Below are 13,770 nucleotides of genomic sequence, written 5' to 3' on the forward strand. Positions count from 1 at the left end.
AGAAACTCAATGAGTGTCGTTTTAGATGCGCCAGTAGAACTTTGGCCTACCAGCAGCTCCGATGATAAACAGGCAATAATTCGCGCTGTTTACAAGCAAGTATTGGGCAATCCCCATGTCATGGAAAGTGAACGCCTGACGATTGCAGAATCCAAGTTGTGCGATGGCACGATAACGGTACGAGAATTTGTCCGCGCTGTGGCTAAATCTGACTTTTATCGCAGTCGGTATTTTGAATCCTGCGCTCCTTACCGCTTTGTCGAGCTAAACTTCAAACATTTGTTGGGTCGCGCTCCTCTAGCTCAAGAGGAACTTTCTGAGCATATTTGTCGGTGTACGCAAGAAGGCTACGAGGCAGAAATTGATTCTTATCTCGATAGTCCAGAATATCAGGAAAAATTTGGCGAGAATACAGTCCCTTATTATCAAGGGGCAAAAAGTCAAGTCGGACAAAAGCAAGTCGGCTACAATCGCACCCTTTCCCTGTATCAAGGTTATGCAGGAGTTGATAGTGCTTTTACCGCTTCTCGCTTAGTAGATTTTGTGGCTGGTAATAGCGGTAACAAGATTACTTTACCAACAACAGGCGGTCGGATCAGTGCTTACAAAGATGCCACCGAAAAGACTTTCAAGATTTTAGTCAAAGGGTCTAAATTTGATAGTCCTCGCCGACTAAGTAACACTGAATATCTTGTATCCGGTGGGAATATGACTCCGCAAATTCAGCGCATTCATCGTGCAGGTGGCAAAATTGTCAGCATCACAGAAGTTGCTTGAGGTATAGAGTGATTAGCGGGTAGAGAAGTGGTAAAAAATTACTTCTCTATCCCTCTCTGAAACAAGCGCGATTTTTATCTTATCACCCTCGCAATTATGAAAGCGATAACGATAGAAACAGATAGTTTTTCTCTGCCTAAACAACAGATGTGTTCGCCTCTGTAAAGCTATTTCAGCCAACAGTAACTTTTTTTACACTCTCAATCAAACTTTAATTAACGTTAGAACAAAAAATGTTCAGTTTAACAGCCACTTTCGTCAGTGACCCAGTAGAACTGCGATCCAATGCAACGGAAGACGATTTACAAGTCGTTATTCGTGCTGCTTAGCGACAGGTGTTAGGAAATGCTCACCTGATGGAAAGTCAGCGTCTCACCAGTGCTGAATCTTTGCAGTGCTGAATCGTTGCTTCGCAATGGTGATATTACGGTGCGTGAATTGGTCAGACAAGTGGCAAAACCAGACCTGTATCAGTCTCTATTTTTTAACACCAATGCTGCCTATCGATTCATCGAGTTAAACAGCAAGCATTTACTTGTCGTGATCCTTTAGAACATACGGAGATTTCTGATCGCGTCCAAATTTGTAACGGTCAAGGCTATGAAGCCGAAATCGATTCTTATATCGATAGTGACGAGTATACCCAGAACTTTGGCGAGAATATTGTGCCTTATCCTCGGAGCATTAGTAGCCAAACTGGTATCAAAAATGCCGGGTTTAATCGGATGCTTTCTTTGCTGGCAGGAGCAGCTACTAGCGATAGCAGTAATCAAGCTCAATTAATTGCTACGGTTGCGAGCAATCTGCCTCAGAAAATCAAACTTTCTAGCGTTGGTACCAGTGGAGCCTCTAGCACAACTGGTAAACGTTTTCGGATTAGTGCTGCTAAGTCTGGTGGTGCTAAGGTCAGAGTGAGCAAGATTCAGCTATGAAGTCAGCTATGCTCAAATGTCTAAGCAAATTAAAAATATTCATAAAATGGGAGGCAAAATTCTCAGTATTACTGAAGTGGGCTAAATCGACTTAGACTTCACCTTTGTATTCGTTGGAGTTTGGTATCTCCTGCTTTCTCTACAGCGAGTTTATTATTCGCTCTTTTTCTTCTATGTAACACTTGAAAATAAAAATAAATCACTCAGTTTTCAAGCTGAGGAGCTCAAAGATGCTACCCCCACTAGCTTGTAAAAAAATTCAGGCTTGGATCAGAAGTCGTCACCTAATTTTTTCCGGTCAATTGCTAGTTTTTGAAACTTTAGACTATCCAGCCGTTGAGCGATTTGAGGAATGTGTTAACAGTCTAGGAGGTTGCTTAATTTCTGTTGAACCAGCCAAACGACTTTGGATGGGAAACCATCGACAAGTGATTCTCTATCAGGCTAAAGCCAGTTTGCATACACCTCATCATGAACTGCGACAATATTGGTTCAAGTACGGCTGTTTTCAGACTCGATTCGATCAAAGAGCTTAGCTATAACAACCGCCAAGGTTATTAATTATTAAAATATCATTGGTTATTTGCATAATTATGAACTTTTTGGTTAAAATAGAGAAAAATTATACTTTGTTGTAGTTATGGATCTTCATGAAATCGAAACGTCTCTGAACAATCCTGATTTTCAGTATCGACTCAAGGCAGTCGCGGCTCTCAAGGATTATCAAGCAGAGATTGCCGTTCCCTTGCTTAAGGGCAAACTCGACGATCCGGAATTCTTAGTACGTTCCTTTGTCAGCAGGGCGTTTGGGACACAACAAACCGCTGAATCTTTCGCCGCATTGCTCCAAATCATGAAATTTGATAATACGCCGAATGTGCGAGCTGAGGCTGCTAATTCTCTGTCGCTGTTTGGTCGATGTGCTGCATCTCATTTAGTCTCGACTTTTTTTCAGGATGACCACTGGTTGGTTCGTCGTAGTATTCTGGCGGTTTTGGTTGATATGGAGTGCGAAAACGAACTCTTTGAGGTCTGTATGGAAGCTTTAGCTGGCGAAGATATGACCACCCAGGAAGCGGCTGTGGATGCACTTGGTACATTAGCCGGAACTAATCAGGAACAGCCTGCACTTTCTCAGTTATTAATGCTGGCTAATTCTGAGTATGAACGTATGCGTCAGCACGTCGCATCTGCTTTACAGCATTTTGATGCTCCGCAGGCTAAGGAAATTTTAGGTCAACTTCGTCAAGACTCAAATCATCGAGTTGTGGCTACTGCTTTAGAAAATCTGCTTTAGACAATAAATAGTAAGGAATCTGATACTGTGAGAGTTGATTAAGCTTGACTAAAAGTTTTTAACTCACTGATTAAATGGTCAAAAGAGAGACTCAATAAATCCCGGTCTTCAGAATTAAATTGCTGCAAGCTAACTTCTTTCAACTGTTCTAGTCCACAGAGCATCGCCGAAACAGGAACCCGCAATTCTTGATAGAGTAGCTCCATGTTTTTGAGCCCTTCTTGGCTAGTAAATTGAGGACTGTCGCCTGCAATTCCATAGGTGATACAGCGTAGGAACTGCCAAAAATCTCGCCAACAGGCTTCAGCACGTTCGGGAGGATAAAGGTCATTGCCAGGTTCAGCTATATCTGGAAAGTCCGCTAATACTTTTTTCCTCGCATCAGCCACAATATTAGGAGCTTGCTCTCGCAATAATCTTGCTTTTTCTAGCATTAAAGAGAGATGAGGATAAAGATTTTTAATGCGTTCTAACTCCTCATCTGTGAGATATCTACTTTGATTGTCAGCATCTTGAAAAATGGCAATTACTTCATCTGAGTATAAGTTTTTCCAAGTAGCAAAGCTGACAATTCTTGCTTGGGGAATTAATTGCTTGGCTCTTTCACTTAATTGCATATTTATTAAATTACACTAACTTAATTTACTAGGATAGACTAAAATTATGAGCGAGTTGGTTAAGATTTATTACAAAGCGAGCCGTTTAATGATGGTTGGTACGGGGTTTTTCTGAGAATCCTGAGCACACAACTGATTTGTGTAACGAAATATTACTTTGTTTGTCAAATACAGAGACAAGATTTAAGGTAATCTCGTATGATCTTGTTTTGAGGGAAAGAAAGATTGAAGGAGCTAGATTTTAATCTATGTTTAAGCCGTTTCAGGAATTCTTAGAAAAAGAACTGTTTGGACGTTTTGCTCTAGAGAGTCGTCCTATTCCCTCTGGGTTGGAATCGGTGGTGAGTGAAAGAGGCAAAAATCCCGCCACGATTCAAAGTTGGTGCTATCAATGTCCCGAATTGCGAAAGATTCGTTACACCTACATTGATGCTGGAGAAACGGCACAAATTTTCAATAGTGTCATTTATCCGAATTATAATTACGACCTGCCTTTGCTAGGAATTGATTTTTTAGCCTTCGGACAGAAGAAAATCTTGGTCGTCTTAGATTTTCAACCTTTATTCCGCGATCGAGCCTATATAGACAAATATATCGGGCCCATGAGCGCACTTAAGGAGAAATACAAAGATTTAACGCAAGACTTAGAAATGAAGTTTTACGATGCGAACCAGTATTTTTCTAAGAACTTGCTATTTGCTAAAACTGATGCAGAAACAGTTGTAACTCGTTTGTTTCCCGCCTATCAAGAATATGTCCAGTTGTATTGGCAAATGCTAGAGCAAGCCTCCCCACTTAACAGTCCAGAAGAGATGCAGCGAATTCTGAAGGCACAGAAAGATTACGATCAGTATAGTGCGGAACGCGATCCAGCATCAGGGCTATTCGGCAGCTATTTTGGGCATGAATGGTCAGAGCGATTTCTGTACGAATTTTTGTTTGAAGATGCTGTTCCCTTAGCAGTTCCAGCGGGAGTAAGATAAGTTAAAAATGACTCTTTATCAGCCTTTTTTAGATTACGCTCTCCCAGTTTTAAAAGCACGACTTGACTTGGCGCCCTATCCCATTCCTGCAGGTTTTGAGCGCAAGGAAGCGATAACTGGGAAGGGAAAAAAAGAGCAGTTGGTGGTGACGACAAGTCATGCTTTTAAGTCCTCAAAATTACGCCAAATTCGGGCAGCTCATGTTGAAGGTGGTGATGCTCTCCAGGTACTTAATTTTGTGATTTTTCCCCAGTTAAATTATGACTTGCCCTTTTTTGGGGCGGACTTAGTAACCTTGCCGGGGGGACATTTAATTGCTTTGGATATGCAGCCTCTTTTTCACGATGTTGCTTATCAGAAGAAATACTCAGAGCCAATGTTGCCGATTTTTAACAACTATCAAAAGGAGTTGCCTTGGGGAGGAGATTTTCCTGACGAGGCAAAACCTTTCTTTTCACCTGCTTTTCTTTGGACTCGTCCGAAGGAAACAGAGGCTGTGCAAACTAAGGTCTTTGAAGCTTTTAAGGATTATCTTCAAGCTTATCTCGATTTGGTGGAGCAAGCCCAACCTGTCACAGATAGTCAGCGACTTGGAGAGATTCTTGAGGCACAGCGACGTTATATTAATTATCGTGCTGCCAAAGATCCCGCTAGAGGAATGTTTACGCGGTTCTATGGTGAGGAGTGGACTGAGGAATATATTCACGGTTTTCTGTTCGATTTAGAACGCCACATTCCAGAAGTTCAACAATCAGTCTAAATTTATCCTGCCTGAGAGCGAAGACTCTGAGCTGTATTGTTACGAGTAAAAGCATTCCAAGTTCCTAATTCTTTGCGATCGCGACTACAAAGCATGGCTTTCATCTCTTGGGTTAGTCCTTGTGCTAGGGTAAAATCAGCGCCAGCAATACTATTTAATTGCTCTAAATTGGCCCCGGTTAAGTCCGCTCCTCGTAAATCCGCTCCTTGTAATTCGACTCCAATCAAGATAGCATTTCGTAAATAAGCACCAGTCAGAAAGGCATTCTTAAGACTTGCCCCACTTAAGGCTGCTCCCTCTAAATTGGCCCCAGTTAAATCGGCTCCACTGAGATAAGCACCTCGCAGATTGCAGCCGTGTAAATCTGCTCCTCTGAGGTAAGCTGTATTTAGAAAAGCTCCACTGAGATTGGCTTGGGGACCAATTGCTCCTGAATTTTTGTAATTAAATCCTTCTGGCCAAAGGGTATGAGCATCATATTGAGCTAATTTTAATTTAGCCTCTTGTAGCTGGGCATCGACTAAATTACAGCCCTGTAACTGTGCACGAAAAAGATAGCTTTCTTGTAAATTCGCTCCACTCAAATTAGCATCTCTGAGATTTGCCCTTCGTAAATCAACCCCTTGGAGATTTGCCCCTTGCAAATTGGTTTGACTAAGGTTTGCCCCAATCAAGTTTGAGCCACTGAAATCAATACCAACTAAATCCATCTGGCTGAGGTTTATTCCCGCAAGGTTGCTTTGAGCTAGACTTTTCCCTTGCTGAATGGTTGCCAAGATTTCTGTTGCAGAAAGGGGTTCGGAGAGGAAAGATGAGTGTTGACGAGGTGACATTATGTTTTTCTGAAAATTTATTGATCGAGTTGCTCAAAATTGTCCCGTGTCATTTATCCTAGAATTTGAAGGATTCCAGGCTGACGTTTGTTTATTTTTCTTAACCAAAATCAGCTCTGATTCCCAGTTCGGCTAAGCTCAGGTCAAAGCCTAAATCCCCGTTTTTCAATGAGATTTGTCTCAATCCCTCTGATTCCTCTCGTTAAGTTGACACAGAAATGCTGCTAACACCACCTATGACTATGATGGATTTCTTTCGCAAGAGTGAGGGCGTTTGGTTTACTCAGCGAACAGTCCATAATTTTGATACTGCTGCGGCTGATGAGTCGGGAGAATCCAATGTCATCATTGAAGTTTTGTCAATAGATGATCCCAGACTTTTAGATGTTTGTCAACAGCAGAATGTCGATCCCGCTTTAGTTAGTGGGGGATGCAGTTTTATGTGGCAGGACAATTTAGATGATACAGTTCCGAACCAAAACTATGCTGCTATTCTTTTAGATGTGCCTAATCCTACTAATCCGAGAACAGGCAAGTTTCTGCGAAATCGAGGCTATGTTGAAGGTATCCCGGTCATCGGTGTTTACCATTTTGCGGATGATGGGGTATTGACTATTGAGACGGAATATGAGACTAATCAAGGACAGGAACGCTGTTGGTTTATTAACGATCATTTTCGGGTACGGGTGATGACTGTGCAGATGATAAATGGGGTTAAACAAATGGCATACTGTTCTGAGCGTCGTTGTGTTTCTCACTCTGATGTAGAAGAGATGATTGAACACAATCGCTTGAGATTTTCTGGGGTGGGTGTGCTGTCACCTTAAAACACAAATATCCAGTCTAGTGCCGGAGTTACACACACAGTCAAAATATCCCGGTGATTGAAATTGCGGTAACATAAACAAAAAATATCCAGACGACTGCAATCGCATATACACACAAGGTTCGCCTACGCGGACTAATTATTAAACTCTCAAAGCTATGTCTGAAAACGAAGAATTGAATCCATCGGATAATGAGGAAACTGTTGCCACTTCACCAGAGAGTAATGTTGAAGAATTGACCGAAGTAATTGCTGAATTTGAGGAATATCGGGAACGTTTGGTTAATGAAACGATGACGGCGGCACAAAAGGCAAAATTACCTCCGAAGGCGGCGATGGCTAAAATTGAGCCGGAACTTGCTAAAATTGATGCGGGACTGGAGAATCTTCGCGCTCAATTGGCGGCTCTGACTACTAATAATTAGGTGATAATTATGGTCAATTCTAATGCTCAAGCTGAGGTCGATCCAATTCTATTGGCTCACGCTGAAACAGATGCTTTTCTTCGGGAAGTTACTGAACAAATAGATTTAGATACTTTCGATGCTAATGATTCCAATCAGTTGAAGCGGTTGGTTGAATGTTTGGGCGATACGCGGGGAATGACTCGACTGCGTTTCGCGGAAACTTTGGCTGAAATTGGCGAAGGGGCGACTCCTTTTTTGTTGGATGGTTTGGCAAATCATGTTAATCCGGTTGTGCGGCGTGCTGCTGCTAAAACTCTGACTTTGATTGCCGATCCGAGTGCGGTTCCTCATTTAATTCATGCTTTGTTGAACGATGAGGATACGGTGGTTAAGGGTTCATCAATTGGGGCATTGGCGAGGATTGGGGAGCCGTCTGTGCAGGCTTTGTTGGATATTTTAGGGTCAACTGATCTGCCAGAGAGTACGATCGGTCATGCGGCTTGGGCGTTGGCTTTTATTGGGGCGGGGGCGAAGGAGTATTTGTATCAGGCGATCGCGTCTGATTCGCCTGTGGTGCGCGGTGCGGTGGTGGGTGCGATCGCCAAGGTTGCACAGGAAGAACCGAAGGATGAATTATTCGAGATTTTGGTTAAGTCTCTGACGGATGTTGATGTTGATGTGCGTTGTGAGGCGGCGGCTGCTTTAGGAAACCTGGCTTATAAACCTGCAATTCCTAATCTGATTGAGTTGCTGGATCGTGGTGATGGGGAAACTCGTAGGGCGGCGGCTTTGTCTTTGATGAAAGTGGGCGATCGGGCTGCGATTGAACCGCTACAAGCTGCTTTGGGAAAGGAGTCAGAAGCGGCGATTCAAGGTGTGATTAAGTTGGCAATTTCTCAAATTAAGTAACTAAAAGTATGACTAAATCGGGTACAGGGCGGATGTTGCTTTCTCATAATTTTGATATGCCGGAGGGTGTTTTTCCCATCTTAAGTAGGGAAGAATTTAGTCGGGTATTTGCTGAGGGTTTAAGTCAATATCCTGAGATTAAGTGTCGTCAATTAAATCATGCTCATTGGATGGTAGAAGTTTTATTTTCTACTGATGCTTTTTCTCCGCCTCAAGTAGGAGAATTCTGTGCTCAAGCTTTGGTGGATAAGCGGATGAGTCAGGGGAAAACTGATGATTCTTTTCCTGATATTTTGATTTTAGCGGGATTGAAGAAGACTCCTCCTTTGAGTAGCGATGCTGATACGTTGCAACCGGGAGAATGGGGGGTGGATGTGGTGGAAACTCAGTCTGCTGAGAGTTTTTTGATGGCGATGGGGTGGGAGGATAAAACGGCGGGGAAAAGTATTGAGGATGTTTTTAAGGTTGAAAGGAGAAAGGGGTAACGGGTGAGTTAACCTTTCTGTGAGTTTTTCTATTTTGCATTTAAGGGTAAAGTAGATGATCTGGATCTAGCCAAACAATATAAAAAGTCTCATTAATCAAGAAACCATGAACCCTACCATGTTCATTTGCAGAGAGGGAGAACTGATAAGGCGTATCAACTAATTGTTGTTCATTGGGCACACCAAACCCACTTTTTTCACTGGTCTCTTCCCACTTAATGGGATGACATCTGAGAGTGCTGCTACGATCCACTAAAAACTCTTGAGCTGTTAAGCTAGATAGGGCTTTTAACCGATCAAGTAGAGTCAGCCAGTAAATCCCTTCTTCTTTTATACAAGAAAATTTATTGTGATTGTCTTGATAGTATTTAAACGAAAAGCTGATACCTTGAGGTGGCTTCAGCTTTGGTGGTTTAATACCTGATGCACCCTTTTTGACAACATCAGTCTTCTTAATTTTCTTCGACACGAGATTTGTAATACTCCTTCATCCACTCCTGCTTAATCACTTCGTTGCAAGGTTCATCAGGTAGCCTATCCCCCCTTGCCAAATTCCAGGGGTCTTCAGCATGAGTCATTTGCTCTAATTCGTAAGCATCACAGGCAAAGTATTCTTTCGCAACCTCATCCAGAAAATTCTCAACGTTTTTATGTAATTTTGGATTAGCATCTTTCAAAATTGGCTGCCATCCAAACTTCTTGTACTCCTGATACAATTCTGGTATCACTGGTCCATGCACCCATGCTTCAAAATCCTCTTTAAAAAGGGGTGTATCATGGAGTGCAAGATGCCAAGCCTGAGCATAGTAAACAAGCTTTTGCAGCTTGAGATTACTCAGGAAAGAACCTCTTTCATTTGCAAACCAAATGAAGTAATCTGCTACGTTAAAACAAGATAAGAAAATGTTCTGCTGAGTGCATTCCATAATTTGATCTGCATCGCTAAAACAAACAAAATCTGGTGGTTCTTCAATTAAAGTAGCGGATGGAATAACTTTTTGGACATCCTTAATCGCACTACAAATAGCTTCGTTACGTGATGATGCCTCACGGATAAAATTTAGTGCGATGTATCCTTTATTTCCAACTCCAATTAAGGCATCATCACAGCCACCTTCATATAGCTTCTCAATAAAATCACCAGGGTCTGCTTGGGGATCTTCGAGATTAAACGTCAAAGTAAAATCATGCTCGTTCATCTTTTATTTCTCCTCTAGGCAAGGATCATTCACATTGTTGTGCTTTGTGCAGTTATCGACTATTCGACGAATCTGTTTCCCATGATTTCCTGAGTTTTTTGGCGTACTCCAAATACTAGATATACAAAAAATTCCATTTCTACACTCTTTATCGTTATAAGGGCATTTTATTTTTCCCCAAGCATGAGAACCACCAATATCAACGTGCCATCCATTTTTTTCAGCGTACCTTAAAGCATCCTCAACTTCTGGCTTTGGGTGAGTTTTTCTTGCCATCACAATTTTTGTTTACATACAAGTTAGCTTTTAAATAATTAAGAAGTTAAGAGGAAGTTAAGAGAGTAGAGAGTAAACGGTTGTTTTTAGCTCTAGTTTCAACAACTATAGCACAATTTTGATCGATTGTCAATTTTCATTCTGGGCGAGCGCCTCTCCATTATGAATACTCAACAACGCCGCCAATCTCTTATGCTTACTAAGTGCGATCGCCAACAGATAATAATATTTTTACAAGCAAGTATTAAAAACAATAATTATACCGAAACTTTCCCCATCGTCAACTCCTTCTGCTTAACAGGAATACAAATCTCAAATTCCGTCCCTTTTTCAGGCGTGGAAAAACACCTAAGCGTCCCACCATGTTTTTCAGTAATAATCTGATAACTAATCGCCATTCCCATTCCGGTTCCCTTACCAACAGGCTTTGTTGTAAAAAATGGATTGAATATCTGTGTTTGAATTGATTCTGGAATTCCATTGCCATTATCGGCGATCGCAATTTTAACCCATTGCGAATCTACCACCGAGGTACAAATTGTAATACAACATGGGTGCTTCTCTATCGAGCAAGCTACCCGTTGAGTATTTATTTCTTCCAGTGCATCAATAGCGTTTGCCAAAATATTCATAAATACTTGGTTAAGTTGTCCGGCATAACACTCAACTAACGGTAAATCTCCATAGTCTCGAATGACTTTAATTTCTGGATGTTTTGGCCGCGCCTTGAGACGATGTTGCAAAATTAACAGCGTGCTATCAATTCCTTCATGGATATCAACTTTTTTAAATTCTGACTCATCCATCCGGGAAAAATTGCGGAGTGACAGCACAATCTGGCGAATGCGATCGGTTCCAATTCTCATTGAACTCAGAATTTTAGGTAAATCATCTTGCAAAAAATCTAGGTCAATATTTTCTGATTCTTTCTCAATTTCGCCAATAGGGTTTGGATAATGCTTTTGATATAGGTTTACCAAATTTAATAGACTGTCAGCATAATATTGTACATGAATTAGATTGCCATGAATGAAGCCGACCGGATTGTTAATTTCATGGGCTAATCCGGCAACTAATTGCCCCAAGGATGAAATTTTTTCTGTCTGAATCAGTTGGGTTTGCGTTCGTTTTAAATTCTCAATTGCCTGCTCAAGCTGCTGAGATTTGTCTCGTTCTCTGGCTTCACTATTGCGTAATGTGACTTCTATTTGTTTCCGTTGAGCTACTTCTGCTGTGAGTTGCTCGTGGATTTCCAATTGTCGAAATACTTCCTCAAATGTGCTTGCTAAAAATTGAATTTCGTTAGCGGGAATCGTCTTTGGAATAGGAAATATGCCAGTTTTTTTACTTTGAGAAACTGCTTGATTCAAGTCCCGCAAGGGTTGCAATACATTCTTCTGAAGGAGTATCCCCATGATTAACAAAATTGTGATGATGCCAACTAGCAATGACAAAGTTGAGGTAATGAAGGTTCTGTCGGCAGCTTGCTGCATTTGGTTGAGATCGAGTAGCGCGATCGCCACTCCCCGTCGTTGAGATGTGCCAAACAATGTACTGCTAAAAGGTAGAATTTGTGCGATCGCAGGCTTGTTGTCCACGACGATATCTTGCCCGACTTCAATGCCTGCGGTTGCCGCCCGATCGATCGCTGGCGCGAGTTGTGGATAGATCGAAGTATATGGCTGATTAGTCATATTCTGAGGACTGCGGGCGATGGCCATTCCAGATGGATTAACAATCGCAATTTCCAGCACACCGGGCATCGTGGCAAAATTTTGCACAACCCGTCGCAGAATGGTTTTATTCTCCAACTCTAGTAAGCCTTCTGTAGAAAACTCCAGAGATTGTGTAATTGATTGAGCCCGGTTATGAACTTGCGTTTCTAAGTCAGACTGCATCAGCCGATAGTTAAGTCCCAGAGTTGCCAGTCCAACTGTGGTAATCGACAACCCAACGCTAACCAGCAAGCGCTGCGATAAGCTATGGGAATGCAGGAATTTCGTCATAATTTCCATTCATTGATTGCGGTAGTTACGATCTCAGTGTTAATCTCCACATCCTGACGCGGTATCTTTCCGGCACGGGGGTCAGATTTTAATAGTTCAGCCATTTGAGCCATCGCCTCTGGCAACCTACCAGACAGAAACATCTTTTGCTGCATAGCAATATCACCCTTTGTCAGACCAGCGTAATCTTTAGCAAAAGCCTCACCCTTCTGTCCCAGGTTTTGAGCAACTTTTTGAAACACGACATTAGGCTTTGTTTCCACCGCACTCATAATATCAAACCAAGCCATAATAAATTTCTTCAATTCAGCTTTATTCGCGCGAGTAATAGTTGACCGAGAAACCAGCACATCAATGACCAAACTATCCACTTCCTGAGTGGTGTAAATGATATTACCCTTAATATTTTGAGCCGTTTCCCCTAGAAGAGGTTGCCAGATCACGGCTGCATCTAAACCTTTCTTCTGCATCAAATCAACCGCTGTTTCGTTGGAAACATCCTCAATCTTGACCTCTTCGGGTTTAATCTGGTGCAACTTCAGCGCTTCCAATAAAATCAGATGATTCACTGTTCCCAGTTTCGCTCCGACTCTTTTACCGCGAAGGTTTCCCACTGACTTGATTCCAGGTTGAGCAACAATGCCGTCAGCCCCGTGAGAAACATTTGTTACCATCACCACCGCAGGCTTGTCACTCCGCGAATCAGACTGAACCACATCCCATAAAGAGACAAAAGTCGCGTCAAGAGTACCCCGCAGCATGGCGCGAGTCGAATCTTGTTGATTCTCAAACCGAATGAGTTGCACGTCCAATCCGCGCTGTTTGAATAAGCCGGCTTCCTGAGCATAAAGTGCGATATCAAATCCCGCCCAACTGGTGATACCGACGCGCAGGGGAGCTAGTTGCTGTGGTGAAAGGCTACAAGCATTCACAATCAGGCTAACCGCCAGTGTCAAAATGCAGAGGACACTTAGCGATCGCCATTTCGTTAAGGTCAACCAACACCTACGCCATAATTGTCTAGTCCCGGTCTGAGCTTTGCCAGTCATCTATGCAGCCTCAATGCTCTTGTTCGTCGATGATAACAATAACTTTTCTGGATGTCATTCCATAAAAAAACGCCTAACACAAATGTAAAATATAACTATTCTCCTCGCTTATAAGTCATTACCAAATCCAACCCAAATCAAGAAATTGTCGCTGATTCCCGCACATAATAATCCAGGAATTCATCGGCTGGCAAATGTGGTTATAACTTCTACACAACGTCGAGCTTGCTATGCGAATCATTTCCTGGAGTTGAGGCGTTCGTGGCTCTGGCAGTTCCTGGACCACTGCAATCCACGGTTCATCCATATGGGAAAATTCTGTCCAAGATCGCGGTAACGATATTAGGCGGATGAGAATCCTTCCCAGCCTCAACGAATTTTCTCAAACCCCTTTTTTAAACTGGATTTGGGGGT

At 42.3% G+C, this 13,770-nt stretch carries 18 protein-coding genes and 1 pseudogene; 12 read left to right on the forward strand and 7 right to left on the reverse strand.

Features of this window, described 5'->3' with window-relative positions; genetic code table 11:
* Nucleotides 1-9 precede the first annotated feature (9 nt).
* The 6 genes and pseudogenes from QUA27_RS06740 to QUA27_RS06765 all read left to right on the forward strand — a co-directional run bounded on the left by QUA27_RS06740 (nucleotide 10) and on the right by QUA27_RS06765 (nucleotide 3,006).
* A complete protein-coding gene (locus tag QUA27_RS06740) occupies nucleotides 10-777 on the forward strand; it encodes a phycobilisome rod-core linker polypeptide (protein ID WP_333067114.1) in 768 nt (255 codons plus the stop codon).
* A gap of 429 nt (nucleotides 778-1,206) precedes the next feature.
* Nucleotides 1,207-1,397, forward strand: a pseudogene (locus QUA27_RS06745) (phycobilisome rod-core linker polypeptide); the annotation flags it as partial.
* Nucleotides 1,398-1,442: 45 nt separating this feature from the next.
* Nucleotides 1,443-1,709, forward strand: a complete 267-nt coding sequence (locus QUA27_RS06750; RefSeq protein WP_333067250.1) for a hypothetical protein — start codon at nucleotides 1,443-1,445, stop codon at nucleotides 1,707-1,709.
* A gap of 16 nt (nucleotides 1,710-1,725) precedes the next feature.
* Complete coding sequence (locus QUA27_RS06755; RefSeq protein ID WP_333067242.1) at nucleotides 1,726-1,794, forward strand: rod-capping linker protein CpcD domain-containing protein; 69 nt, start codon at nucleotides 1,726-1,728, stop codon at nucleotides 1,792-1,794.
* A 145-nt stretch (nucleotides 1,795-1,939) separates the two neighbouring features.
* On the forward strand, nucleotides 1,940-2,245 hold the full coding sequence (locus QUA27_RS06760; protein WP_333067115.1) for a CpeR family transcriptional regulator: 306 nt from the start codon (nucleotides 1,940-1,942) through the stop codon (nucleotides 2,243-2,245).
* Between the two features lie 104 nt (nucleotides 2,246-2,349).
* Complete coding sequence (locus tag QUA27_RS06765; protein WP_333067116.1) at nucleotides 2,350-3,006, forward strand: HEAT repeat domain-containing protein; 657 nt, start codon at nucleotides 2,350-2,352, stop codon at nucleotides 3,004-3,006.
* 38 nt (nucleotides 3,007-3,044) lie between these two features.
* Here the strand turns inward: QUA27_RS06765 and QUA27_RS06770 are convergent, their stop codons facing one another.
* Nucleotides 3,045-3,623 carry a bilin-binding protein gene (locus tag QUA27_RS06770; protein ID WP_333067117.1) on the reverse strand — a complete coding sequence of 193 codons (579 nt, stop codon included), beginning with the start codon at nucleotides 3,621-3,623 and terminating at the stop codon, nucleotides 3,045-3,047.
* 248 nt (nucleotides 3,624-3,871) lie between these two features.
* Here QUA27_RS06770 and QUA27_RS06775 point away from each other — a divergent pair, with 248 nt between their 5' ends.
* Nucleotides 3,872-4,606 (forward strand): 15,16-dihydrobiliverdin:ferredoxin oxidoreductase, encoded by a 735-nt coding sequence (locus tag QUA27_RS06775; protein ID WP_333067118.1) that lies wholly within the window; start codon nucleotides 3,872-3,874, stop codon nucleotides 4,604-4,606.
* A 7-nt stretch (nucleotides 4,607-4,613) separates the two neighbouring features.
* Nucleotides 4,614-5,366: a phycoerythrobilin:ferredoxin oxidoreductase gene (locus QUA27_RS06780; RefSeq protein ID WP_333067119.1), complete on the forward strand. Its 753-nt coding sequence runs from the start codon at nucleotides 4,614-4,616 to the stop codon at nucleotides 5,364-5,366.
* A 2-nt stretch (nucleotides 5,367-5,368) separates the two neighbouring features.
* Here the strand turns inward: QUA27_RS06780 and QUA27_RS06785 are convergent, their stop codons facing one another.
* On the reverse strand, nucleotides 5,369-6,199 hold the full coding sequence (locus tag QUA27_RS06785) for a pentapeptide repeat-containing protein (RefSeq protein ID WP_333067120.1): 831 nt from the start codon (nucleotides 6,197-6,199) through the stop codon (nucleotides 5,369-5,371).
* Between the two features lie 218 nt (nucleotides 6,200-6,417).
* On the opposite strand from QUA27_RS06785, the gene QUA27_RS06790 reads away from it, so the two are divergent.
* The 4 genes from QUA27_RS06790 to QUA27_RS06805 all read left to right on the forward strand — a co-directional run bounded on the left by QUA27_RS06790 (nucleotide 6,418) and on the right by QUA27_RS06805 (nucleotide 8,826).
* On the forward strand, nucleotides 6,418-7,026 hold the full coding sequence (locus QUA27_RS06790; RefSeq protein ID WP_333067121.1) for a phycobiliprotein lyase: 609 nt from the start codon (nucleotides 6,418-6,420) through the stop codon (nucleotides 7,024-7,026).
* A 157-nt stretch (nucleotides 7,027-7,183) separates the two neighbouring features.
* On the forward strand, nucleotides 7,184-7,450 hold the full coding sequence (locus QUA27_RS06795) for a DUF8630 family protein (protein ID WP_333067122.1): 267 nt from the start codon (nucleotides 7,184-7,186) through the stop codon (nucleotides 7,448-7,450).
* A 9-nt stretch (nucleotides 7,451-7,459) separates the two neighbouring features.
* The gene (locus tag QUA27_RS06800; RefSeq protein WP_333067123.1) at nucleotides 7,460-8,341 is read left to right on the forward strand and encodes a HEAT repeat domain-containing protein; all 882 of its coding nucleotides are present in this window, start codon (nucleotides 7,460-7,462) and stop codon (nucleotides 8,339-8,341) included.
* Nucleotides 8,342-8,349: 8 nt separating this feature from the next.
* A complete protein-coding gene (locus QUA27_RS06805; RefSeq protein ID WP_333067124.1) occupies nucleotides 8,350-8,826 on the forward strand; it encodes a DUF2656 domain-containing protein in 477 nt (158 codons plus the stop codon).
* A gap of 40 nt (nucleotides 8,827-8,866) precedes the next feature.
* Here QUA27_RS06805 and QUA27_RS06810 read toward each other — a convergent pair whose 3' ends face one another.
* The 5 genes from QUA27_RS06810 to QUA27_RS06830 form a co-directional block, all read right to left on the reverse strand.
* Nucleotides 8,867-9,295, reverse strand: a complete 429-nt coding sequence (locus QUA27_RS06810) for a hypothetical protein (protein WP_333067125.1) — start codon at nucleotides 9,293-9,295, stop codon at nucleotides 8,867-8,869.
* Nucleotides 9,279-10,025, reverse strand: a complete 747-nt coding sequence (locus tag QUA27_RS06815; protein ID WP_333067126.1) for a Panacea domain-containing protein — start codon at nucleotides 10,023-10,025, stop codon at nucleotides 9,279-9,281. Before QUA27_RS06815 ends, QUA27_RS06810 begins: the two co-directional genes overlap by 17 nt.
* 3 nt (nucleotides 10,026-10,028) lie before the next feature.
* On the reverse strand, nucleotides 10,029-10,301 hold the full coding sequence (locus QUA27_RS06820; protein ID WP_333067127.1) for a hypothetical protein: 273 nt from the start codon (nucleotides 10,299-10,301) through the stop codon (nucleotides 10,029-10,031).
* A gap of 257 nt (nucleotides 10,302-10,558) precedes the next feature.
* Nucleotides 10,559-12,316 (reverse strand): sensor histidine kinase, encoded by a 1,758-nt coding sequence (locus QUA27_RS06825; RefSeq protein WP_333067128.1) that lies wholly within the window; start codon nucleotides 12,314-12,316, stop codon nucleotides 10,559-10,561.
* Entirely contained in the window at nucleotides 12,304-13,305 is a 1,002-nt protein-coding gene (locus tag QUA27_RS06830; RefSeq protein WP_333067129.1) for an ABC transporter substrate-binding protein, read from the reverse strand. Before QUA27_RS06830 ends, QUA27_RS06825 begins: the two co-directional genes overlap by 13 nt.
* Nucleotides 13,306-13,770: the final 465 nt, after the last annotated feature.

It is taken from the genome of Microcoleus harperi Pol14_C6, assembly GCF_036701295.1.
In the GTDB taxonomy this organism is placed as follows: Bacteria; Cyanobacteriota; Cyanobacteriia; order Cyanobacteriales; family Microcoleaceae; genus Microcoleus.

Coding starts and splice junctions, on each gene's coding strand:
- QUA27_RS06825 (WP_333067128.1), bottom strand. CDS start 12,316: ATGGAAATTATGACGAAATTCCTGCATTCCCATAGCTTATCGCAGCGC.
- QUA27_RS06790 (WP_333067121.1), top strand. CDS start 6,418: ATGCTGCTAACACCACCTATGACTATGATGGATTTCTTTCGCAAGAGT.
- QUA27_RS06800 (WP_333067123.1), top strand. CDS start 7,460: ATGGTCAATTCTAATGCTCAAGCTGAGGTCGATCCAATTCTATTGGCT.
- QUA27_RS06770 (WP_333067117.1), bottom strand. CDS start 3,623: ATGCAATTAAGTGAAAGAGCCAAGCAATTAATTCCCCAAGCAAGAATT.
- QUA27_RS06785 (WP_333067120.1), bottom strand. CDS start 6,199: ATGTCACCTCGTCAACACTCATCTTTCCTCTCCGAACCCCTTTCTGCA.
- QUA27_RS06740 (WP_333067114.1), top strand. CDS start 10: ATGAGTGTCGTTTTAGATGCGCCAGTAGAACTTTGGCCTACCAGCAGC.
- QUA27_RS06805 (WP_333067124.1), top strand. CDS start 8,350: ATGACTAAATCGGGTACAGGGCGGATGTTGCTTTCTCATAATTTTGAT.
- QUA27_RS06795 (WP_333067122.1), top strand. CDS start 7,184: ATGTCTGAAAACGAAGAATTGAATCCATCGGATAATGAGGAAACTGTT.
- QUA27_RS06820 (WP_333067127.1), bottom strand. CDS start 10,301: ATGGCAAGAAAAACTCACCCAAAGCCAGAAGTTGAGGATGCTTTAAGG.
- QUA27_RS06775 (WP_333067118.1), top strand. CDS start 3,872: ATGTTTAAGCCGTTTCAGGAATTCTTAGAAAAAGAACTGTTTGGACGT.
- QUA27_RS06760 (WP_333067115.1), top strand. CDS start 1,940: ATGCTACCCCCACTAGCTTGTAAAAAAATTCAGGCTTGGATCAGAAGT.
- QUA27_RS06765 (WP_333067116.1), top strand. CDS start 2,350: ATGGATCTTCATGAAATCGAAACGTCTCTGAACAATCCTGATTTTCAG.
- QUA27_RS06815 (WP_333067126.1), bottom strand. CDS start 10,025: ATGAACGAGCATGATTTTACTTTGACGTTTAATCTCGAAGATCCCCAA.
- QUA27_RS06780 (WP_333067119.1), top strand. CDS start 4,614: ATGACTCTTTATCAGCCTTTTTTAGATTACGCTCTCCCAGTTTTAAAA.